Annotated in this window: 18 protein-coding genes; 7 read left to right on the top strand and 11 right to left on the bottom strand. The window is 66.1% G+C overall.

Annotated features, from left to right (window positions below; genetic code table 11):
* The first annotated feature begins 17 nt into the window (after positions 1 to 17).
* Positions 18 to 728, top strand: coding sequence for a phosphatase PAP2 family protein (locus BKA03_RS01885; protein WP_062074769.1), 711 nt, complete (start codon positions 18 to 20; stop codon positions 726 to 728).
* Here the strand turns inward: BKA03_RS01885 and BKA03_RS01890 are convergent.
* The 7 genes from BKA03_RS01890 to BKA03_RS01915 form a co-directional block, all read right to left on the bottom strand.
* Positions 725 to 1,399 (bottom strand): APC family permease, encoded by a 675-nt coding sequence (locus tag BKA03_RS01890; RefSeq protein ID WP_062074768.1) that lies wholly within the window; start codon positions 1,397 to 1,399, stop codon positions 725 to 727. The genes BKA03_RS01885 and BKA03_RS01890 overlap by 4 nt on opposite strands.
* Positions 1,396 to 1,611: a hypothetical protein gene (locus BKA03_RS14975; protein ID WP_062074767.1), complete on the bottom strand. Its 216-nt coding sequence runs from the start codon at positions 1,609 to 1,611 to the stop codon at positions 1,396 to 1,398. The genes BKA03_RS01890 and BKA03_RS14975 overlap by 4 nt, the downstream gene beginning before the upstream one ends.
* Positions 1,612 to 1,663: 52 nt before the next feature.
* Positions 1,664 to 3,046, bottom strand: coding sequence for an FAD-dependent oxidoreductase (locus tag BKA03_RS01895; protein ID WP_062074766.1), 1,383 nt, complete (start codon positions 3,044 to 3,046; stop codon positions 1,664 to 1,666).
* Between the two features lie 89 nt (positions 3,047 to 3,135).
* On the bottom strand, positions 3,136 to 3,984 hold the full coding sequence (locus BKA03_RS01900) for an ABC-2 transporter permease (RefSeq protein WP_062074765.1): 849 nt from the start codon (positions 3,982 to 3,984) through the stop codon (positions 3,136 to 3,138).
* Entirely contained in the window at positions 3,981 to 4,943 is a 963-nt protein-coding gene (locus tag BKA03_RS01905; protein ID WP_062074764.1) for an ATP-binding cassette domain-containing protein, read from the bottom strand. The genes BKA03_RS01900 and BKA03_RS01905 overlap by 4 nt, the downstream gene beginning before the upstream one ends.
* Before the next feature lie 113 nt (positions 4,944 to 5,056).
* Positions 5,057 to 5,728: a response regulator transcription factor gene (locus BKA03_RS01910; RefSeq protein WP_062074763.1), complete on the bottom strand. Its 672-nt coding sequence runs from the start codon at positions 5,726 to 5,728 to the stop codon at positions 5,057 to 5,059.
* Positions 5,725 to 6,768, bottom strand: coding sequence for a sensor histidine kinase (locus BKA03_RS01915; RefSeq protein WP_062074762.1), 1,044 nt, complete (start codon positions 6,766 to 6,768; stop codon positions 5,725 to 5,727). The genes BKA03_RS01910 and BKA03_RS01915 overlap by 4 nt, the downstream gene beginning before the upstream one ends.
* Before the next feature lie 331 nt (positions 6,769 to 7,099).
* Here BKA03_RS01915 and BKA03_RS01920 point away from each other — a divergent pair, with 331 nt between their 5' ends.
* From BKA03_RS01920 to BKA03_RS01940, 5 genes are all read left to right on the top strand, one after another.
* Positions 7,100 to 8,764: an ABC transporter substrate-binding protein gene (locus BKA03_RS01920; RefSeq protein ID WP_062074761.1), complete on the top strand. Its 1,665-nt coding sequence runs from the start codon at positions 7,100 to 7,102 to the stop codon at positions 8,762 to 8,764.
* Between the two features lie 93 nt (positions 8,765 to 8,857).
* Entirely contained in the window at positions 8,858 to 9,931 is a 1,074-nt protein-coding gene (locus tag BKA03_RS01925) for an ABC transporter permease (protein WP_062074760.1), read from the top strand.
* 34 nt (positions 9,932 to 9,965) lie between these two features.
* The gene (locus BKA03_RS01930; protein ID WP_083971416.1) at positions 9,966 to 11,036 is read left to right on the top strand and encodes an ABC transporter permease; all 1,071 of its coding nucleotides are present in this window, start codon (positions 9,966 to 9,968) and stop codon (positions 11,034 to 11,036) included.
* Positions 11,033 to 12,730: a dipeptide ABC transporter ATP-binding protein gene (locus BKA03_RS01935; protein ID WP_062074759.1), complete on the top strand. Its 1,698-nt coding sequence runs from the start codon at positions 11,033 to 11,035 to the stop codon at positions 12,728 to 12,730. The genes BKA03_RS01930 and BKA03_RS01935 overlap by 4 nt, the downstream gene beginning before the upstream one ends.
* 631 nt (positions 12,731 to 13,361) lie before the next feature.
* Positions 13,362 to 13,643 carry a hypothetical protein gene (locus tag BKA03_RS01940; protein ID WP_062074758.1) on the top strand — a complete coding sequence of 94 codons (282 nt, stop codon included), beginning with the start codon at positions 13,362 to 13,364 and terminating at the stop codon, positions 13,641 to 13,643.
* A gap of 78 nt (positions 13,644 to 13,721) precedes the next feature.
* On the opposite strand, the gene BKA03_RS01945 is transcribed toward BKA03_RS01940, so the two are convergent.
* From BKA03_RS01945 to BKA03_RS01955, 3 genes are all read right to left on the bottom strand, one after another.
* On the bottom strand, positions 13,722 to 14,198 hold the full coding sequence (locus BKA03_RS01945) for a hypothetical protein (protein WP_062074757.1): 477 nt from the start codon (positions 14,196 to 14,198) through the stop codon (positions 13,722 to 13,724).
* Between the two features lie 70 nt (positions 14,199 to 14,268).
* Complete coding sequence (acs, locus tag BKA03_RS01950; RefSeq protein WP_062074756.1) at positions 14,269 to 16,290, bottom strand: acetate--CoA ligase; 2,022 nt, start codon at positions 16,288 to 16,290, stop codon at positions 14,269 to 14,271.
* Positions 16,291 to 16,424: 134 nt separating this feature from the next.
* Positions 16,425 to 18,230: a hypothetical protein gene (locus BKA03_RS01955; protein ID WP_062074755.1), complete on the bottom strand. Its 1,806-nt coding sequence runs from the start codon at positions 18,228 to 18,230 to the stop codon at positions 16,425 to 16,427.
* A gap of 199 nt (positions 18,231 to 18,429) precedes the next feature.
* Between BKA03_RS01955 and BKA03_RS01960 the strand changes: the two genes are divergently transcribed.
* Positions 18,430 to 18,738 carry a hypothetical protein gene (locus BKA03_RS01960; protein WP_062074754.1) on the top strand — a complete coding sequence of 103 codons (309 nt, stop codon included), beginning with the start codon at positions 18,430 to 18,432 and terminating at the stop codon, positions 18,736 to 18,738.
* A gap of 326 nt (positions 18,739 to 19,064) precedes the next feature.
* On the opposite strand, the gene BKA03_RS01965 is transcribed toward BKA03_RS01960, so the two are convergent.
* The gene (locus BKA03_RS01965; RefSeq protein WP_062074753.1) at positions 19,065 to 20,597 is read right to left on the bottom strand and encodes a hypothetical protein; all 1,533 of its coding nucleotides are present in this window, start codon (positions 20,595 to 20,597) and stop codon (positions 19,065 to 19,067) included.
* Position 20,598: the final 1 nt, after the last annotated feature.

Here is a 20,598-nt window from a genome sequence, read left to right on the forward strand (position 1 = left end):
TCTCCTAGGCTGGTCCGATGACTCGGACCTTCTTTGATCGCATCCGGTCTCCCATGGTCAGGGCCCTGTTTCCGGGGCTGCTGCTCACGGGTGTCGGGGTTGTTGCCTTCGTGGCCGTGCTCAATCAGTTCCTGGAGAGGGACGACCTCTACTTCGTGGACCAGCCGGTCCTCTCGGGTTTGGCGAGGGAGCGCACTCCGTGGCTCACTACGGTGCTCACGTGGGTGACCAACGCATTTGGTCCTGGGATCTTGCCGATCCTGGTGGGGGTCGCGTGTCTCGCGTGGTGGCTGGCCACGAAGCAGTGGCGCAACCCGGCGCTCCTGGTGGGGGCGATGGTGACATCGACGGTCATTGCGTTTGTTGTCAAGGCGATCGTGCATCGGCCCCGCCCGCCCGCCAGCCTGCAGGTGATTCCTGGCCTTGAGACGTCCTTCTCGTTCCCTTCGGGGCACACAGCGGGCGCCGCGACCCTGGTGCTGACGCTCGCCTACCTGGCATGGAGCGGACCGCGTGGGCGTCGGCGTTTCATGGCGTTGACCGTGGGATCGGTGCTGATCATCGCGCTCGTCGGCGGGTCACGGCTTTACTTGGGCTACCACTTTGTGACCGATGTCCTCGCGGGAGCGTGCCTCGGCCTGGTGACGCTCGGACTGGTGGTTGCCACCTCGGGCTGGCTTGATTTCAGGCAACGGCGCCTGACCGCGGCGCCCGGCATCGCCGGCTAGCGAGGCAGGCGGAGCGGCCGACGCTCGGTGAGTTGAAACGCGCCCTCGATGGTGGCCGCTAGCCCTAGCAGTCCCTCGACCGGGCGACCCCACACCTTTCGCTCGAGTTGCTTGGGGAGTTCCCCGTCCTTCGCGATCGCGTAGCTGAGACGCGCGGAGCCGTACAGGGTGGCGTTGATGGCCGATGCCGTGGAGAGCATCGCGGCGATGGCGATGAGGGTGAAGCCGGCCTGGCCGAGGAAAGGCTTGGCGGCTTCCGCGAGGGCGAAGTCCTTGGCGTTGACGATGCTCTGCACGTCGAGCGCCCCGACCGTCACGGCGGACACGAGCACGTAAAGGACCATGACGAATCCCACGGCGATGAAGTAGGCGCGGGGCAGATTGTGCTTGGGGTCGCGAATGTCGTCGGCCGTGTTGGCGATGAGCTCAAAACCCTCGTATGCCAGGAAGATGATCATGCCGCCCGCGGCAACCTGGATCACGGGCGACCATTGGCCGACCGCGAGCCGTGCAGGGTCGATAGCGAACACGCCGACCACCACGAACACCCCGAGGATCGCGATCTTGAGCGCGACGATCCAGTTCTCGGCCTTCCCGATGGCTTGGGCGCTCAACAGGTTGAGGCCCCCGGTGATGGGGCCTGGGCCGAAGGCGCGGTTGAGGAACGTCACCGTTCCGCCCTTGCCCGGGTACGCGAGCGAGAGCTTGACGAGGAGTACGCGGTCAGCAGCGCCACGACGCCCGCGATCGCGAACGCTAGGGGAGTGCCGCCGTGTGCCAGCTGCACCGCGAGCCCAAGCACCGCGAAGATGCCGCCGCCCACCATGCCGCCCACGCCGATGGCAACGACGGGCCACAGGCCGATCTTGCCGTCACCCGCCATGAGCCAATGTCGCCACGCGCGCCGCGCGGGCAGCGGGGTGAAGTGAGTACGGCTAGGCGGGCTCGAGGCCCCCGTAGATGGTCGGCAGGAACTCGGCGACCGTGGGGTGGATCGGCAACCAGGTGGCAAGCGCCGACGCTGGGGCGTCCACGTGCATCAGGAGCGACAGCGCCTGGATGACCTCGTCTCCGTGTAGCCCGAAGATCGCGGCGCCCACCAGGCGGTCCGCATCGGCGTCAACGACCAAGCGAATCATTCCCGGCGTGATGCCGTCGAGTGCCGCCCTGGTCACGGAGGCCATCTCGTAGTTGGACACCGTGATGTTGACGCCCGCCGCGCGGGCCTGCGCCTCGGTCATGCCGACGCGGCCGAGCGGCGGGTCGGTGAAGAGGGCGTAGGTCGGAATGCGCCCCGCGACGGTGCGGTCGCCGCCCGCGAGGTGATCCGCCAGGATCTCGTGGTCCTGATAGCTCGTGTGCGTGAAGGCGCCGCGGCCGTTCACGTCTCCCACAGCGAAGATGCCGGGGGCGGAAGTCAGGAAGTGCTCGTCGGTGGTGATGTAGCCGCGCTTGTCGGTCGCGACTCCTACCGTGGCGAGGCCGAGGTCGTCGCTGTTGGGGATGCGGCCTGCGGCCACCAGGATGCGGTCGCAAGAGAGGCGCTCGCCGTCGCCCAGGACCACCACGGCGCCGCCGCCGTCGGCCTCGACGCGATCGATGGTGACTCCCGTGCGCACGTCGAGGCCCTCGTCGCGCAGCATCGCCGCAATGGCATCGGACACGTCGGTGTCCTCGCGAGAAATGATGTGTTCGCCGTGCTCGAGGATCGTCACCTTGGAGCCGAAGCGCGACCACACCTGGCCCAGCTCGAGTCCGATGTAGGAGCCGCCGATGACGACGAGGTGCCCCGGCGCCTCCTTGAGGTCCAGCAGCGTGTGGTGGTCCAGGAAATCGACGGCGTCGAGGCCCTCAATGGGGGGAGGAACGGAGCGTGCACCGGGGTTGAGGATGATGCGGGGCGCCGTCACTGTCTTGTCGCCGAACGTCACCAGGTAGTTGTCGCCGTCCTTGCCGGTGAGGCGAGCGCGGGCGGTGACGTAACTGATGGTCTCGTGGTTCTCGTAATAGTCCGTCGCGCCGTCGCGCCAGGCGCCGATGATGGAGTCCTTTCGGTCGACGGCCTCGGCAACGTTGACGGTCACGCCGTCGACATGGACGCCGTACGGTGCGGCCGTGCGCGCCGCGTGGGCCGCGTGGGCTGAGGCACGCAGGGCCTTGGTTGGCCGGCAGCCATCGTTCAGGCAGGTGCCGCCGAAGGGCCCCTCCTGAAACACGGCCACCTTCTCTCCGCGAGCGTCGAGTTTGGAGGCCAGCGACGGGCCCGCCTGGCCGCCGCCGATGACGATGGTGTCGAACTGGGTGTGATGTAGGGCCATGTGTAAGGAAGCGCCTGGGGACCCCGGGTATTCCCCGGGAGGTGTCAAATGCGGCGGCCCCCGTGGGGCCGCCGCACCATTCACTTAGATCAGGCGTCCCTGCGCTTGAGCACCGCACCTGCGCCAGCGAGCAGCGCCACGACCCAGGCGACGAACACCAGCAGGCCGGCCCACGCCCCCAGCGAGCCGGTGTAGTTCGACACTCCGCGCATCGCGTCGCCCGCCGCGCCGGGCAGATAGTCCAAGACTCCGGACCAACTGCTGGGCAGCAGCAGGCCCAAAATGCCGGGAACGATCATCAGCGCCGCGATAAGCGTGCCGATCGCTCCCGCGGTCGAGCGCAACAGAAACCCGAGCGCCACGCCAATGAGAGATACGCCGGCGAGGTAGAACGCGGCCCCCAGCAGGGCCTGCAACGAGCCGCTATCCGTGATGGACGCCGAGGCGTGGCCCCCCGAGGACAGGATGGCCTGTCCTCCGAAGAATGCCGCCAACACGGCGACGAGCATCGCCCCGAACACCACGGACCCCGTGACAAGCGCCTTGGCGCCGAGCACGGTGAGGCGGTGCGGCACGGCCTGGAGCGTGGTGCGAATTTGTCCCGTCGAATACTCGCGCGACCCCACAAGGACGCCGAGCACGCCCACGATGAGGACGCCGAAATCCACGGCGGCGAGAGACGCATCGAGAGGGGAACCGCCGCCGAGGCGGGAACCGGGGCCGGGGCCCGCACCCCCTTGACGAGTGACGTCCCCTGTGATCACCGCAGAGATCATCATGCCGACAACCGGGATGACGATCACGGCGCTCAGCAGCGTCCACACGGTGGAGCGCACGCTCCAGAACTTGATCCATTCGGACCGCGCGGCGCGCGGCCAGGTCGCGCCACTGCGTGTCGTGGGGGAGGCAGACGGGGCGCGGGTGGCCAGGGTGGTCATGAGGGGTCCTTTGAGGTCGAGGCTGCTGCGGTGGAGGCGGCGTGGTGGGCGGTCCCGGAATCGCCGTGGTAGGCCACCGTCGAGTTGGTGAGTTCCATGAAGGCCTGCTCGAGAGAGGGAGAGCGGGTGGCGAGCTCGTGGAGCACGAGGCCGGCCGACGCGGCGATCTCGCCGATGCTGGCGGCAGACCGTCCAGAGACCTCGAGCTCGGTGGCTGAGGTGGACGTCACGGTGACCCCGTCGGCGCCGATGATTCCGCGCAACTTTTGCGCCTGCGGGGAGCGGACCAGCACGCTTCCAGCCGATGCACCAGAGACAAACTCGGACATCGAGACGTCGGCCAGCACGCGGCCGGCTCCCACCACGATGAGGTGGTCTGCGGTGAGCGCCATCTCGCTCATGAGGTGCGACGACACAAACACGGTGCGGCCCTCGTCGGCCAAGCCCCGCAGCAACTCGCGGATCCACTTGATGCCGTCGGGGTCGAGGCCGTTGGCGGGCTCGTCGAGCATCACGACCGCAGGATCGCCCAGCAGCGCGATTGCGATGCCGAGGCGCTGGCTCATGCCCAGGGAGAAGGTGCGCAGTCGGTGATGCGCCACGTCGGTGAGTCCCACCATGTGCAGCACCTCATCGACGCGGGCGTCGCCGATGCCATGGGTCGCGGCGATTCCGCGCAGTTGATTGCGTGCCGTGCGGCTGCCCTCGACCGACTTGGCCTCAAGCAGCGCGCCGATCTCGTGAAGGGGGGCGGCCAGGTCGCGGTAATCCTTGCCGTTGACGGTGGCGCGACCGGAGTCGGCCTTGTCGAGGCCCAGGATGACGCGCATCGACGTGGACTTCCCCGCGCCGTTGGGGCCAAGGAACCCGGTGACGATTCCGGGGCGAACGGTGAAGTTCATTCCGTCGAGCGCGGCGATGGAACCGTAATGTTTGGACAGGTATTCGACTTCGATCATGGCGACCTCGCGTTGGGGGACCGGTCGTACCGGTATGTCACCCATCGTTCGCCGGTTTCGCCTCGTCGTCGTCGTCCCTGAGGAGACACTTGGGCGTACTCCCCTGGGAGTACCTACCCCGAGGCCGCCGGGCTCATGAGCCCCGACTGGTACGCGAACACCACGAGTTGAGCGCGGTCGCGCGCCGCGATCTTGGTCATGGCCCTGCTCACATGGGTCTTCGCCGTCAAGGGCGAGATGACGAGCCGACGTGCGATCTCATCGTTGCTGAGGCCCGTGGCGACCAGCACCACTACTTCGCGCTCGCGCTCCGTCAGCACATCCACCTCGGCGGACGGAGCGTCCCCCGTGCTGGGCTGGGCGATGAAGTTCTCCACGAGGGCCCGCGTGGCACGCGGCGACAGCAACGCCTCGCCGGCCGCGACCACCCGCAAGGCATGCAGGAGGTCCTCGGGGTCGACGTCCTTGCCAAGAAAACCGCTCGCGCCCGCCCGCATGGCCTGCAGCACGAGCGCGTCAAGCTCGAAGGTGGTGAGGACGAGCACCTTGACGTGTCCCAGGGTCGGGTCGGTCATGATCCGGCTCGTCGCCTCGAGACCGTCCATCACGGGCATGCGGATGTCCATCAGGACCACGTCGACGTGTGTCTTCCGCACCATCGCGAGGGCCTCCTCGCCGTTCTCGGCAAGGCCGACGACCTCGAGGTCCGGCGTGGAGTCGATGATGGCCTGGAAGCCCGCGCGGATCAGGGCCTGGTCGTCGGCGATCAGGATGCGCAGCGTCACGACTGCTCGCCCCCGTTCGCGGCAGGCAGCGTCGCGGTGACCACAAAGAATCCCCCGGAGCGGCCCGCGGACAGGGTTCCACCGACCGCGGCGGCCCGCTCGCGCATTCCCACGAGACCGAAGCCCTCGCCGTCTGCCGTCTCGGAGTCGAGCACCTGTCGGGGGATTGGATTTGAGACGACGATGGTGAGTCGCCGTGGGTCGAAACTCAGGGACACGTCGGCGGTGGCATCGCCGTGCTTACCCGCGTTCGTCAGCGCCTCCTGGACGATGCGGTAGGCAACCAGGTCGAGCGTGGGCGACAGCGGCCGCGCCGCACCGGAGTCGCGTCGCCTCACGGCGAGCCCCGCGGCGGAGGACTGCGCGATGAGGGCGTCGAGCTGGCCCAGTCCGGGTGCGGGCCGCGTGGACTCGTCGTCGTCGTCGGGCTCCGAGCGCAAGACCCCGACCATCACGTGCAGCTCCTCGAGCGCATCGCGGCTCGAGTCGACCACATTCGCGAGCGCCTTAGCGGCCGCGTCTGGGTCGTCGCGCAGCAGGTGCTGAGCGGCGCTCGACTGGACCTTGATGACCGCCATGTGGTGGGCGATCACGTCGTGGAGATCGCGCGCGATGCGCAGTCGTTCGTCCGCCACGCGGCGCCTGGAATCGCTGTCGCGCGACTCCTCCGCGCGCAATGCCCGCTCCTCGGCGGCGAGGCGGTAGTCGCGCTGGGTGCCGATCGCGATGCCGATAGCGCCCACGATGAGCGGCACCTGGAACAACAGCAGGGCCCTGGGGGAGAGCGCACCCTCCGAAACGACGCCAACCGAGGCCGCGAAGAAGGAGGCGCTCGCGAAGAGCGATCCCCCTATCGCCATCGGGCGCGGCAGGTATTGCGTCGCGTAGAAGAGACCTATGAGGGTGGGGAGCGGCCAGGGGGAGGGCTCGCCCCGCTCGAGGATGGCGGCGACACCCATCGCGCTGGCCAGGACGATCAGTGCGATCAGCGCGAGGGGTCGACGGAACCACTTCTCCTGGGCCTGGTCGGCGCGCTTCACGGCCTCAGCCTACAAGTGGCCCGCAGCCCCGGCGTGGGTGCCAACGCCCGAGGTGACGGGCAGCGTCGGGCGGGCTTGCGGATGGTGATGGCGCGATCGAGGGGCAAATGTCGCGAGCGTAGGGCTGGCGCCAAGGCGCCAAATGGGTCGCGAGGCGACCGTCGCGAAGATCACGGTTTGGCCACGACGTGCGGGGTAGGCCGCGCCATTTGTTGCCGGAGTGTAAATACCTGGGTACTTACCTAAACACGACGCGCGCATTGTGCTAATTATTGATAATCGCGTGGTCGTAGTGCATCCGCGCGAACACTCCCACGAGAGAAGGTTTTTGATGTTGCCCTCGTTTAGCAACCGTCGCGCGGCGCTTGTCGCTGGCATCGCCATGGCGACGCTAGCCCTCGCCGCTTGCTCAGGTGGTGACAAGACCGCCAGCGCATCCGATTCCGCCGGTGGAGGATCGACTCAGTCGTCGATCATCATCGGCACCACGGACAAGATCACCACGATCGACCCGGCCGGCTCGTACGACAACGGCTCGTTTGCCGTCATGAACCAGGTGTACCCGTTCCTGATGAACTCGCCGTATGGCACGTCGGACGTCAAGCCCGACATCGCCGTGTCTGCTGAGTTCACCTCGGGGACCGACTACACGGTCAAGTTGAAGCCGGGCCTGAAGTTCGCCAACGGACACGACCTGACATCCTCCGATGTGAAGTTCTCGTTCGACCGTCAGATGGCGATCTTCGCCTCGGGCGCCGACAACGGCAACGGACCGGGCTCGCTGCTGTACAACCTCGACAGCGTGGACGCTCCCGACGCCACGACGGTGGTCTTCCACCTCAAGTCGGCGAACGACCAGGTCTTCCCGCAGATTCTGTCGAGCCCCGCAGGCCCGATCGTTGACGAACAGGTCTTTGCTGCCGACGCGCTGACGCCCGATGCCGACATCGTGGCGGGCAACGCATTCGCTGGCCCGTACGTCATCACCAGCTATGACATGAACAACCTCATCAGCTACAAGGCCAACCCTGACTACCAGGGCGTGCTTGGGGCTCCCAAGACGGCGAACGTTGACGTCAAGTACTACACCGACGCGTCGAACCTCAAGCTGGACATCCAGCAGGGCAACATCGATGTGGCGTTCCGCTCGTTGTCCGCCACCGACATCGCGGACCTCCGCGGTGACAGCAAAGTGAAGGTCGTTGACGGTCCAGGCGGCGAGATCCGCTACATCGTCTTCAACTTCAACACGATGCCGTATGGCGCCACGACGGCCGACGCTGACGCGGCGAAGTCCCTGGCGGTTCGCCAGGCAGTCGCCGACCTCGTCAACCGTCAGGAGATCGCGACGCAGGTCTACAAGGACACGTACAAGCCGCTGTACTCCTACGTTCCAGCAGGGCTCACCGGCGCGACCGAGTCGCTCAAGGGCATGTACGGCGATGGCTCGGGTGGACCCGACGCCGCTAAGGCCAAGAAGACCTTGGCCGATGCCGGAGTCACCACGCCCGTCAAGTTGGACCTGCAGTACAACTCCGACCACTACGGACCCTCGTCGGCAGACGAGTACGCCCTGGTCAAGGACCAGCTCGAGTCGAGCGGTCTGTTCTCGGTCAACCTGCAGTCCACCGAGTGGGTCCAGTACGCCAAGGACCGCACCGCGGACGTCTACCCGGCCTACCAGCTGGGTTGGTTCCCGGACTACTCGGACGCCGACAACTACCTGTCGCCGTTCTTCCTGAAGGACAACTTCCTGGGTAACCACTACTCCAACCAGGCAGTGAACGACATGATCCTGAAGCAGGCGGTCACAGTCGACCCGGCCGCCCGCACCGCTCTCATTGGGCAGATCCAGGATGCCGTCGCCGCGGACCTGTCCACCTTGCCCCTGTTGCAGGGTGCTCAGGTGGCAGTCACCGGCGCCAATGTCTCTGGTGTACAGGACACCTTGGATGCATCGTTCAAGTTCCGCTACGGTGCCATTTCCAAGAGCTGATCGCGAGGCGTGGGGGGCCGGGCAACCGGCTCCCCACGCCGTCGTCTTCACGCACCCCTGTAGAGTCCCCACGTGGACATTGAGGACCCGAGCATGACCACGCCCGTTGATCAGAAGGTACCCAAGGTGCGCCGCGCGAAGTCGGGCGGCTCGCTTGGGCGGTACCTGGTGATCCGGGCGCTTCTTATCATCCCCACCGTGTTCATCCTGGTGACCACTGTCTTCGTGCTGATGCGCGCTACCGGTGACCCGATCACCGCGGCGCAAGGCGGCAAGTTGCCCGCCGATCAGCTGGCGGAACGCATCCATCAGGCCGGATACGACCGCCCCATCCTCGTTCAGTACGTCGAATACTTGCGGGACTTGCTCCACGGCAACTTCGGAACCACGCTGTCCGACCATCGGCCCGTGACCCAAGTGCTTACCCACTTCGGAGGCGCGACGCTCGAACTGGCCGTCTACGCGCTCGCGGTCGCGTTCATCGTGGGCATCCCGCTAGGTCGGATCGCGGCGCATCGCAGGGACAAGGCTCCCGATGCCGTGTTGCGCATCGGCGCGATCCTGGCATACGCCACTCCCGTGTTCTTCGCCGGGCTGCTCTTAAAGCTCATCTTCGCTGTGTGGCTCAACGTGCTTCCGGTGGCTGGCCGCGCCTCGACGCGCACCGAACTCACCTTGCAAAAGGTCCACCATCCCACCGGCATCTACATCATCGACGCCATCCGCACGGGCGACCCCGCCGTCGTGGGGGACGTGCTTCAGCACGCGATCCTGCCAGCCCTCGCGCTGGGGATGCTGACGGCCGGAGTCTTCCTGCGTCTGGTGCGCACCAATGTGATTTCGACCTTCGGGGCGGGCTATGTGGAGGCGGCCAGGTCTCGCGGAGTGTCCGAGAGGCGCCTGTTGCGCAAGCACGCGTACAAGCCTGCGCTCATCCCCATCGTCACGGTGATGGGGCTGCAGGTTGCCTTGCTACTCAGCGGCGCGGTGCTGACCGAGACCACGTTCGAGTGGAAGGGCCTGGGCTTCCAACTCGCCCAGTACCTGCAAGCCAGGGACTTCGTGGCCGTCCAGGGCATCGTCGCCTTGCTGGCCGTGATCGTGGCGGTCACCAACTTCATCGTCGACGTCATTGCCGCGATCATCGATCCCCGGGTGAGGTATTGACATGACTTTGCCCCTATCAATTCCAGGAGACGCCATGGCGCCGACGGAGGCCCCCCGCGCCCCGCGCTGGACGCGTCTGCCGATCGTCTCCCACTATCGCCAGAGCGTCGGCCTGCAACGCGGCATGCTCGTGGGCGGGCTGGTACTCACCGGCATCTTCCTGCTCACCGCGCTCTTTGCGCCGCTGCTATCCCCTTACGGTTTCTCACAACTGCGCGGAGACAACGGGGCCTTCGGCGCCACACAGCGTCCGTCGAGCGAGCACTGGCTCGGCACCACCCAGGGTGGCCTCGACGTGTTGTCCCGCCTGATTTGGGGTACGCGCACGGCTCTCTATGTCATCGTGATTGCCGTCCTCGCATCGATCATCGTGGGTGTCTTCCTCGGCTTGGTCTCGGGCTACTTTGGCGGCTGGCTCGACAGGGTCCTCATCGTGATCGCCGACGCGGTCTACTCCTTCCCGTCGCTGCTTCTCGCGATCGTGCTTGCCATCGTCATTAGCGGCGGGCAGTCGGACATGTGGGGTGGAATCTTCGCGGCGGCGCTGTCGATCACCGTGGTGTTCATCCCGCAGTACCTGCGTGTGACGCGCGCCGAGGTGGTGCGTATCAAGTCCGAGGCGTTCGTGGAGTCCGCTCGCGTGATCGGCGCATCGAACTTTCGGATCATGACGCGTCACGTCCTGCGCAACGCCACCAGGACCCTTCCCCTCATCCTCACGCTCAACGCGTCGGAGGCCATTCTCACGCTTGCAGGCCTGGGCTTCCTTGGTTTCGGAATCGAGCCGACGGCAGCAGCCGAATGGGGCTACGACCTCAACAAGTCGATCGCCGATGTCTCGAGCGGTGTCTGGTGGACCGCGGTGTTTCCCGGCGCCGCGATCGTGCTGGTGGTCCTTGGCCTGACGCTTGTCGGTGAGAGCCTCAACGACCTCGCCGATCCGCGGCTTCGAAAGCGCGCGGCGGGCGCGGAGCCCGTCGAGGACCTTGGGGTCCAGCTGCCGCCCGCGGCCGACGTGGCCGGCAAGGCGGGCGCAAAAGACAGCACCGCCCCAACCGACAGCACCGCACCGCCGGCGACGAAGTCGGGAGAGGGAGAGTCATGAGCGACGTCGTCGATATCCGCGACCTCGCGGTGACCTTCCAGACCGATGCCGGGCCCGTGAAGGCCGTCGACGGCGTAACTCTCGCGGTCCACCCGGGCGAGGTACTCGCGATCGTAGGGGAGTCCGGCAGCGGCAAAACCGTCACGGCCAAGACCATCCTGGGCCTGTTACCCGAGACGGCGACCGTGCGTGGGGTAGTGCTGCTCACCCGTAGGGACGGCGCGAGCGACGGCGACATCGTCACGATGTCTGGGTCGCAACTGCGCGAGGTGCGCGGGCGTGACGCCGCCATGGTGTTCCAGGAGCCCTCGACCGCGCTCAACCCGGTCTTCCCTGTCGGCTGGCAGATAGCCGAGGGCATGCGTGCCCACTCAAAGATCTCCAAGAAGGACGCCCGCGCCGCGGCGATCGACGTGATGAGACGCGTCGGGATCCCCGACCCCGAGGTGCGGGTGGACCACTACCCCCACCAGTTCTCCGGGGGCCAGAAGCAGCGCATCGTCATTGCGCAGGCGCTCGTTCTCAACCCAGGCGTGATCATCGCCGACGAGCCCACCACCGCGCTTGATGTCACCGTGCAGGCCGAGATCCTGGACCTGTTGCGGCGGGTTCGCGATGAGTTCGGTACCGCCATCGTGCTCATCACGCACAACATGGGCATCGTCGCGGACCTCGCCGATCGCGTTGCCGTGATGTACCAGGGAAAGCTCGTCGAGCAGGACGACGTGCGGACGATCTTCAACGCGCCGAAGGATCCCTATACCCAGCAGCTCCTCGCCGCGGTTCCCCGCATCGGCGAGGGCTTGGCGCGGGCGCATGAGAGGGCCGCCGCGAGGCCGGAAGGCTGGGACGACCACACTCCCGTGGTCCGGGCCAGCAACCTGCGGATCGTTTACCCGGGCCGCTTCCGTCAGCCCGACTTCGTCGCCGTCGACGGCGTCGACCTGCGCATTCGGCCGGGCGAGGTTGTGGGGCTGGTGGGCGAGTCCGGCTCGGGCAAGACCACTATTGGCCGGGCCATCGCTGGACTCACCAAGGTGTCAGGGGGTTCCCTCACGGTGCTCGGCGCCGAGATGCATGGAATCCACGAGCGCAACTTTCGCCCCCTGCGGCGCCGCATTGGCTTCGTGTTCCAAGACCCCGCCACGAGCTTCAACCCGCTGCTCACCATCGCAGAGTGCGTGGCCGAACCCCTCGTCGTGCATGGGCAGGCCGAGAACGCGGCCGACGCCCGGGCTAGGGTCGACGAGTTGCTCGAGGCCGTGCAGTTGCCGACATCGTTCCGCGAGCGCTATCCCCACGAGCTGTCTGGGGGCCAGCGTCAGCGCGCCTCGCTTGCCAGGGCGATCGCGCTCAACCCCGAACTGCTGATCGCCGATGAACCGACCTCCGCCCTCGATGTGTCGGTCCAGGCGCGCGTGCTCGACCTGTTTGACGAGCTTCACCGCGAGCTCGGCTTCGCCGCGCTCTTCATCAGCCACGACCTCGCGGTGGTGGACATGTTGGCGGACCGCATCGCGGTACTACACAAGGGCAAGTTGGTCGAGGAGGGCACGGGCGACGAGGTGCTTGGTTCCCCGCGCGAGCCGTACACGCAGCGCCTGTTGGCGTCCCTGCCCGTGCCCGATCCCGATGCTCAGGCCGTGCGTCGTGCGCAGTGGGAAGCACTGCGGGAGGCTGACGCGGCGCTGTAGGTCGCTGCGCTGTTGCGGGCGGTGTTTTGGTCCGAACAGGCTTCCGCACGTGCACAAGTGCCGGATCCCGCCTTGCCCGCCACCCCCCACCGCACGTGCACAAGTGCCGGATCCCGCCCTGCATTGGCCTGCGTGGCAGCGACGTTGGTGCGCGTAGCGGCCGGCTCATCCGGCACTTGTGCATGTGCCGCGGCTTGTGCGTCAGGGTGATGGCGGTGCGCGGCCGCTCCGCGACTCATGGTGGCGCGGGTGTTGGGGCGCCCCCATTTCGGACCTGCAATCAGTGAACACGACCGCCGCTTGGCCTGAGGTCACCGGCAAAAAAGGGGCAGCGACTTCGACTCGTTAGCAGGTTCCTCGCTACCGTGCCGAGAGGTGAGACAGCAACGGATACCAGTGGCGATCCCGCAGCGGCGAGCTCGCCTCTTGTGCGTCAAGCCAGTACCCGTGCGCCAAGGGTTGGGCGCTGGTTTCCCACACCCCAAGGTGGGCAACGGGTGGCGGACGCGGCACGTCGCCGTGGCGGGCTCTTCCGATACGAATTGGCGATAGGTGGTTACCATCAAGTAGCGATCACCCGCGTTGGCGCGGGCAGGCGCTGCGACGATTGCGCAGATAGGGGACGCCACTCATGACGACAGAGGTCACCGCGGGCAACCGAGCGCGATCGGCCGACGGCCGCTTCATCAGCAAGGCAGCCGCGGCAGCGGCCGTTGCCACGACGGCGGCAGCGACTCCCGCGAGCGAGCTCCACCGGAAGAAACACGCGAAAAAGGCGGAACACAAGGCCGCGAAGAAGGCCGACTCTCAAAAGAGCGCGGCAAAGAAGGCCGCGAAGAAGGCGGAACGCAAGGCCGCAAAGAAGGCCGCAAAGAAGGCCAAGTCGAAGTCTGGCGGCAAGAAGAAGAAGTAAGCAGCGACCGCGCTAGTCGGCCTTGCCCGCGGCCAGGCCCGCGCTGATCGCATCCATCAAGGAAGAGTTGGCTCCGCGCTACGGTGTCGAGGGTCGAGAGAGCAGCGGATACCAATGGCGATCCCGAAGCGGTGATTCCGCCTCTTCTGGGTTAAGCCAGTGCCCAGGCACCATGGGCTGAACACCTGCTTCCCATACTCCGAAGTGGGCAATGGGGGTCGGCCATTCATAATCGTCAGTCGGGGTCTCGACGAGGTTGCGTACCGAGCCGACGAAACGAGCATTGCCGACGACTCCCGTCACTTCCTGTTGGAGCAAGGTGATTGCCTCGGTCCCATCGAGGTCGTGCACTTCCGTGCGGCGAGTGGGGAGATCGAGCTTGCCTGTGTCGTCGCGAGGCAGGGTGAATATGAGGTCGTCCTTGCGGAGAAGGAGGCGAACCAGGCACATCGGGCGTGGAGCGGCGCCCCCGCGCCGGATCTGAGCCGAACTCCCGGGTGGCAGCCAAGGCGGATGCTCGAGTTGAGCGATCACGATCCCGTTGTTCGCCGGCATCTGACCGATCCTAGGTGCACCGGGAGCGGACTCAAAGACAGACCTGGCCAAGCGGCACGGCCCGGCTCCGTCAGTCGGCCTTGCCCGCGGCCAGGCCCTCCCTGATCGCGTCCATCACCGACGAGTCCGCCAGCGTCGTGACGTCGCCCACCGGCCGGTTCTCGGCCACGTCCCTCAGCAGGCGGCGCATGATCTTGCCCGATCTGGTCTTGGGCACCTCGGCGACCACCAGGATGTCGCGCGGCTTGGCGAGGGGGCCGATCTGCTTCCGCACGTGGTTGCGCAGCGCAGTCGCGACGGCCTCGCCGTCGGTGGGGATGCCCTCGACATCGGACCTCACGATGACGAAGGCGACCACGGCCTGACCGGTGATCTCGTCATTGGCGCCCACCACGGCCGCCTCGGCCACCCACGGGTGGGACACGAGGGCGTGCTCGATCTCCGTGGTCGTCAACCGGTGGCCGGAGACATTCATGACGTCGTCAACACGGCCCATGAGCCACAAGTCGCCGTCGACGTCCTTCTTGGCACCGTCGCCCGCAAAGTACATGCCGTCAAAGTGGTTCCAGTAGGTGGACTGGTAGCGGTGCCTGTCGCCCCAGATGCCGCGAAGCATCGACGGCCATGGCTCGGTGATGACCAGGTAGCCGCCCTCGCCGTTGCGCACCGGAGCGCCCGAGTCGTCGACCACCTCGACCGCGATTCCTGGGATGGCCGTCATGGCCGAGCCGGGCTTGGTCGCGGTCACGCCCGGCAGGGGAGAGATGAGGATCGAGCCGGTCTCGGTCTGCCACCACGTGTCGACGATGGGGCAGCGGTCGCCGCCGATGACGTTGCGGTACCACATCCACGCCTCGGGATTGATGGGTTCGCCCACCGAGCCGAGCAGGCGTAGCGACGTGAGGTCGTACTGGTCGGGGATCGCGTGGCCCCACTTCATGAACGTGCGGATCGCGGTGGGCGCGGTGTACAGGATGGTGACCTTGTACTCCTGGATGATCTCCCACCAGCGGCCCTCGTGCGGGGTGTTTGGCGTGCCCTCGTAGAGCACCTGGGTAGCGCCGTTGATCATGGGTCCGTAGACGATGTAGCTGTGCCCGGTCACCCAGCCCACATCGGCGGTGCACCAGTAGACGTCCGTCTCCGGCTTGATGTCGAACACGATCCTGTGTGTGTGCGCCACGCCCGTCAGGTAGCCGCCGGTCGTGTGATAGAGACCCTTGGGGGTGCCCGTGGTGCCCGACGTGTAAAGGATGAATAGCGGATGCTCGGCCTCGACCCACTCCGGTTCGTGCTCGGGGAGCTGCGGGTCCACAACGTCGTGCCACCACAGGTCGCGGCCGTCCTGCCACGCCGTCTCCTGGCCGGTGCGCTTGACCGTCAGCACGTGCTTGACCGACTCGCAAGCGGTGGGGTGCTCGGCCGTGGGTGCGAGCGCCTCGTCGACCAGGGGCTTCAGGGCGAGGTGGGCGCCGCGCCTGTTGCCGCCATCGGCCGTGATGACGAGCTTGGCTTCGGCGTCGTCGATGCGCTGGCGCAGGCTCTCCGCGCTGAACCCGCCAAAGATGACCGAGTGAATGGCGCCGATGCGCGCGCAGGCCAGCATCGCGACCACGGCCTCCGGGATCTGGGGCAGGTAGATCGCGACGCGGTCTCCCTTGCCGACGCCGAGGCTCAACAGCCCGTTGGCGGCGCGCTGGACGCGGTCGAGCATGTCGGCGTAGGTGAGGGTCTGTGTGTCGCCTGGTTCGCCGACGAAGTGGAAGGCAACGCGGTCACCGCGGCCCTCGCGCACGTGGCGGTCCACGGCGTTGTCGCAAGCGTTGAGGGTGCCGTCGTGGAACCAGCGGGCCACGGGGGCGTCGGACCAATCGAGGATCTCGGTGAAGGGCTGTTTCCACGAAAGGCGCAGTGCGGCCTCACGCCAGTATTCGAGGCTGTCCGCCTTGGCCTTCTTGTATTCGTAACCGGTCGCGTTTGCGTGCGCGGCCATGCCCACCAGGGGCGCGAACGTGCGCGTCTCGGTGTGCAGGTTCTCAAGCGTGTGGCGACTGGGTACGTGGCCGCCGGGGACATGGGCGTCTCTGACCATGTGTCCAGCCTAGGCCCAAGGTCACGGGTTGCGCGACTGCGGGGCGGGCGCGTCCGGACGCGGGCCAGGGCCCGCCTCACATAGTAAAGCCCCCTCCTCCGCCGAAGCAGAAGAGGGGGCTTTGGCACTATTTTCTAGGCACGTACCTTCCGGACCGCCAGGACGGCACCGCTGGCGATGAGGAATATCGCCAGGGCCACGAGTCCACCGGTGTAGTCGGGTGTACCCGTGAAGGCGAGATCTGGGCCTGAGAACACGGTAATCGGGGGGCAGCCGACAGAGGGCACGTCGGTAAACGTCCAGGTAGACGTTCCGGTGAGCGTGTAGCCCGAGGCGGCGGCGGCCGTGATGGTGCGCGTGCCGCCACTCCAACCCGTGTCGGAGTAGGTCACTCCAGTAGTGGTCGGGATGGTGACCGTGTCGTTGTTGGGCAAGCATTGCGCAACAACCGTAGGTGGCTCAGGCGTCACGACGGGGCAGACGGTCGCTGCATCGTTGAACGTCCAGGAGGACGTTCCCGTGAGGGTGTAGCCCGAGGCGGCGTGGGCCGTGATGGTGCGCGAGCCGCTCACCCAACCCGTGTCGGAGTAGGTCACTCCAGTGGTGGTTGGGATGTTGATGACGTCGTTGTCGGGTCCGCAGAGAGGCGGGTCAACAACCAATGCTGCCACCGCGGTGACGGGGCAGGCCGTCGCGGCATCGGTGAACGTCCAGGAAGTCGTTCCGGTGAGGGTGTAACCCGCATTGGCGTTGGCCGTGATCGTGATCGAGTTGCTGTGCCAACCCGTGCTGGTGTAACTCACTCCAGTGGTGGTCGGGATGGTGACCGTGTCGTTATCGGGTCCACATGCGGGAGCCACCGTCACTGGGTCAGGCGTCACGGTGACGACAGTGGTGGGGCACGCAATCGCGTCATCGGTGAAGGTCCAGGAAGTCGTTCCGGTGAGGGTGTAACCCGCATCGGCGTGGGCCGTGAGCGTGATTGAGTTGCTGTGCCAACCCGTGGTGGAGTACCACACTCCGGTAGCGGAGGGGATGGTGACCGTGTCGTTATTGGGTCCACACGTGGGAACTACCGTCACTGGCGGAGGCGTCACGGTCGTGCTGCAGGAGGTTGCCGCATCGGTGAACGTCCAGGAGGTCGTTCCGGTGAGGGTGTAACCCGCATTGGCGTGGGCCGTGATGGTGATCGAGTTGTTCTTCCAACCCGTGGTGGAGTACCACACTCCGGTCTTGGTGGGGATGGTGACCGTGTCGTTATTGGGTCCACACGTGGGAACTACCGTCACTGGCGGAGGCGTCACGGTCACGGCGCAGGCGGTTGCCGCATCGGTGAACGTCCAGGAGGTCGTTCCGGTGAGGGTGTAACCCGCATTGGCGTGGGCCGTGATCGTGATCGAGTTGCTGTGCCAACCCGTGCTCGTGTAGTTCACTCCGGTCTTGGTGGGGATATTGACCGTGTCGTTGTTGGCTCCACACTTGGGAGCCACCGTAACTGCCGCAGGCGTAACGGTCGTGCTGCAGGCGGTTGCGTCATCGGTGAACGTCCAGGAAGTCGTTCCCGTGAGGGTGTAACCCGCATTGGCGTGGGCCGTGATCGTGACCGAATTGCTGTGCCAACCCGTGGTGGAGTACCACACTCCGGTCTTGGTGGGGATGGTGACCGTGTCGTTATTGGGTCCACACGCGGGAGCCACCGTCACTCGGTCAGGCGTCACGGTCGTGCTGCAGGAGGTGGCCGCATCGGTAAACGTCCAGGAAGTCGTTCCCGTGAGCTTGTAGCCCGAATTGGCGGAGGCCGTGATCGTGATCGAGTTGTTCTTCCAACCCACGGTGGCGTACGTCACTCCAGTGGTGGTGGGGATATTGACCGTGTCGTTGTTGGCTCCACACTTGGGAGCCACCGTCACTGCCGCAGGCGTAACGGTGGTGACCGTCACGCAGTCCGGAGCCTTGATGTACTCCCACGGTTGGCCCGTACTAGAGAAGGGGTGGCTGTTATCCAGGAGGAAGGAGTCCTGGTAGCTGCCAAGCAGAACCCCTGTGGCGAGGAGTTTGTCGAGGGCCGGGCCGTTCGTGTACCGGTCTACCTGGAGCCAGACGCCACAGGTGCTGCTGGTGGCGAGTTTCTGAGGCCAGATGCTCGAACTACCGATGGACTTTGAGGATGGAATATTTATTGCCCACTGGACTTCCGTGTACGAGGAAGAGGAAGAGGAAGAGGGCGAGGACGAGGACGAGGGCCACGTAGTGGCCGGTGCGTTGTTCCCGTCGTGCCGATCATGGGCAGAGGCTCCAGTAGCGCTCATGCCCACCATGAGGAAGCCGATTGCCACTATTGCTGCGGCCTTCACGCTTCGTGCTCTTGTCTTAATCATCGGTTGTCGCTCCTCAGCTACCGTGTGGGCTCTCGGTGAGCCATTTCCAGATAATACACGCGTCGTGTGATATGCGTCACATTACAGGACTTAGGTCCGACATGCCAGGGAATTCTTATGCAGGAGGGGCTCGCTCCGCGAAGCGGGGTTCCAAAACACCTCAAATGTGACATCGGAAGACCGCGTCCACTTGCCAACCTCGTGGCAGTGAGACGGAAGTCACAGCCGCGACACGCCGATCACCGCGCCCGTTGCGCCGTCGGCCGTTTCGCGGTGAGCCCAGAGTCCTGCCTGACGTCCCCGCTGCCTCTGCCATCGCGCCCTGTGAGGACATGAGCGCTCGGGTGGTGCGGAATCGAGCACTCAGGCACTCACCGGGAGCAGATGCCTCAACCGCTAGCCCTCCGTGCCGCCGCTCAGCGTGATCGACGTTGAGGTCGTCGTGGTGCCGTCCTCCCAGTCGATGCGGAGATCTCCTTGCACAACAAGCCACAGGCTCGTGGCCGCAGAGTCGAGCTTTTGCACGCTCCCTGGTCCCTCGGTGGGTGCGGGGCACTCGGTCATGCCATCGAGCTTCAGAGAAACATCGGGGTAGCCCTTCGCGCGGTCGACGCTCACGACCGAGGGCGTCAGGGCGGCCGTGCCTTGAGCGGCGACCCAAGCGCCCGACGAAGAATCGCTCAAAACCACCGAAGCGATCGCGCCATCGGCGAGGCGAAGAGTGCCGCGTTGGCGTGCGTTCCCGGTCATGTCGTCGACGAGGATCGGCACCTCACCTCCCGACAACAGGTTTGCGACGGAGACCGGCTGTACGAATTTTGCCGTGATGCTGCCTCCTAAGGTCCGCGGGCCGTCAAACTGACCACACGTCAGCGGCTTGTCGCTCGTGGGTTGGGCCGTGGGGGCGGAGACGTACCCCAAGTCGCCATAGGTGATGTCGTGGTCAAGGGTCACCGCGATGGGTTGGGAGATCAAGGTGACGTTGAGCTCACCCGAATAGTCTGCCGAGTGGTACGGAAGCGTGGCGGTGTGTGACTTCGTGTCAATGGACACTCCCGACGGCAGAGGGTCTAGGCATTGCACGGGGGTAAATCCACCCCCCGCCGATGTGGCCGCTCGCTGGCAGTCGACGGAGCCGGGGTTCCACGCACCACTTCCACTTGCCGCCACGTAGTAACCCTGAGCCTGCAACGCGTGCTCGGCAAGCAACGTCGGGTTCGCGAACGCTTGCGATACGACGTAGACCTGATAGTCGCCCGCCGGATACGCCACATCGGTCGCGTTTGGCTCAACGTAGTCGACGCCGCTGAAGCAGGGGCGCTGCTCGAACACGGGCCCGCTGACCACGCTGCGGTTGGTCCAGGTGTCGCCGCTGGCCACCGCGCCGAAGGGGGCCCCGTTGTTGTTGCCCGGGTAATAGTTGATCACGACACCGTCTCGCGTGAGCAGCGCGCTGCCCGGGTTGATGAGCGCGGAAGCGCGGTCGGGCCCGTCGTAGTTTAGTGACGCATTCACTCGCAAGGTGCCATCGGGGGCGGCCGGGTCCACGGCCACGGACTGTGTAAAGCCCTGATCCTCGGTCTTGGAGGCAGGCAGGGAGGCTCCACAGTTCGTGGATACCACCGGGTTGGTGAATCCTTGCCACGCATCGGACCCGCTCATGTCGACCTTGACGTACTGGATCCCGTTGGGATCGGTCGACGCTGGCACTTGCCCGCGCGAGCCCTGCACCAGCACTGCCGCCACCAGCCCGCCGATCGCAAGCGCCGACGTTCCTCCCGCGACGGCGGCATTGCGACGACGGCGCCGCGAGATCAGTCCACGGGTCGCGCCGGCGCGGGAGGCGTCGGTTGTGGTGAGTGAGGCGGCCCCGAGCGCGGCCGCGCGCGCATCGATCGACTGCGACATCAGGTCGTGAAGTGTGGGCATG

The organism is Demequina lutea (assembly GCF_013409005.1).
GTDB lineage: Bacteria > Actinomycetota > Actinomycetes > Actinomycetales > Demequinaceae > Demequina > Demequina lutea.

Bases quoted from the DNA above. Each gene is read 5' to 3' on its own strand.
- BKA03_RS01885 (WP_062074769.1), top strand. From the start codon at position 18: ATGACTCGGACCTTCTTTGATCGCATCCGGTCTCCCATGGTCAGGGCC.
- BKA03_RS14975 (WP_062074767.1), bottom strand. From the start codon at position 1,611: ATGGCGGGTGACGGCAAGATCGGCCTGTGGCCCGTCGTTGCCATCGGC.
- BKA03_RS01895 (WP_062074766.1), bottom strand. From the start codon at position 3,046: ATGGCCCTACATCACACCCAGTTCGACACCATCGTCATCGGCGGCGGC.
- BKA03_RS01900 (WP_062074765.1), bottom strand. From the start codon at position 3,984: ATGACCACCCTGGCCACCCGCGCCCCGTCTGCCTCCCCCACGACACGC.
- BKA03_RS01905 (WP_062074764.1), bottom strand. From the start codon at position 4,943: ATGATCGAAGTCGAATACCTGTCCAAACATTACGGTTCCATCGCCGCG.
- BKA03_RS01920 (WP_062074761.1), top strand. From the start codon at position 7,100: ATGTTGCCCTCGTTTAGCAACCGTCGCGCGGCGCTTGTCGCTGGCATC.
- BKA03_RS01925 (WP_062074760.1), top strand. From the start codon at position 8,858: ATGACCACGCCCGTTGATCAGAAGGTACCCAAGGTGCGCCGCGCGAAG.
- BKA03_RS01930 (WP_083971416.1), top strand. From the start codon at position 9,966: ATGGCGCCGACGGAGGCCCCCCGCGCCCCGCGCTGGACGCGTCTGCCG.
- BKA03_RS01935 (WP_062074759.1), top strand. From the start codon at position 11,033: ATGAGCGACGTCGTCGATATCCGCGACCTCGCGGTGACCTTCCAGACC.
- BKA03_RS01940 (WP_062074758.1), top strand. From the start codon at position 13,362: ATGACGACAGAGGTCACCGCGGGCAACCGAGCGCGATCGGCCGACGGC.
- BKA03_RS01945 (WP_062074757.1), bottom strand. From the start codon at position 14,198: ATGCCGGCGAACAACGGGATCGTGATCGCTCAACTCGAGCATCCGCCT.
- acs (WP_062074756.1), bottom strand. From the start codon at position 16,290: ATGGTCAGAGACGCCCATGTCCCCGGCGGCCACGTACCCAGTCGCCAC.
- BKA03_RS01960 (WP_062074754.1), top strand. From the start codon at position 18,430: ATGCTCGAACTACCGATGGACTTTGAGGATGGAATATTTATTGCCCAC.
- BKA03_RS01965 (WP_062074753.1), bottom strand. From the start codon at position 20,597: ATGCCCACACTTCACGACCTGATGTCGCAGTCGATCGATGCGCGCGCG.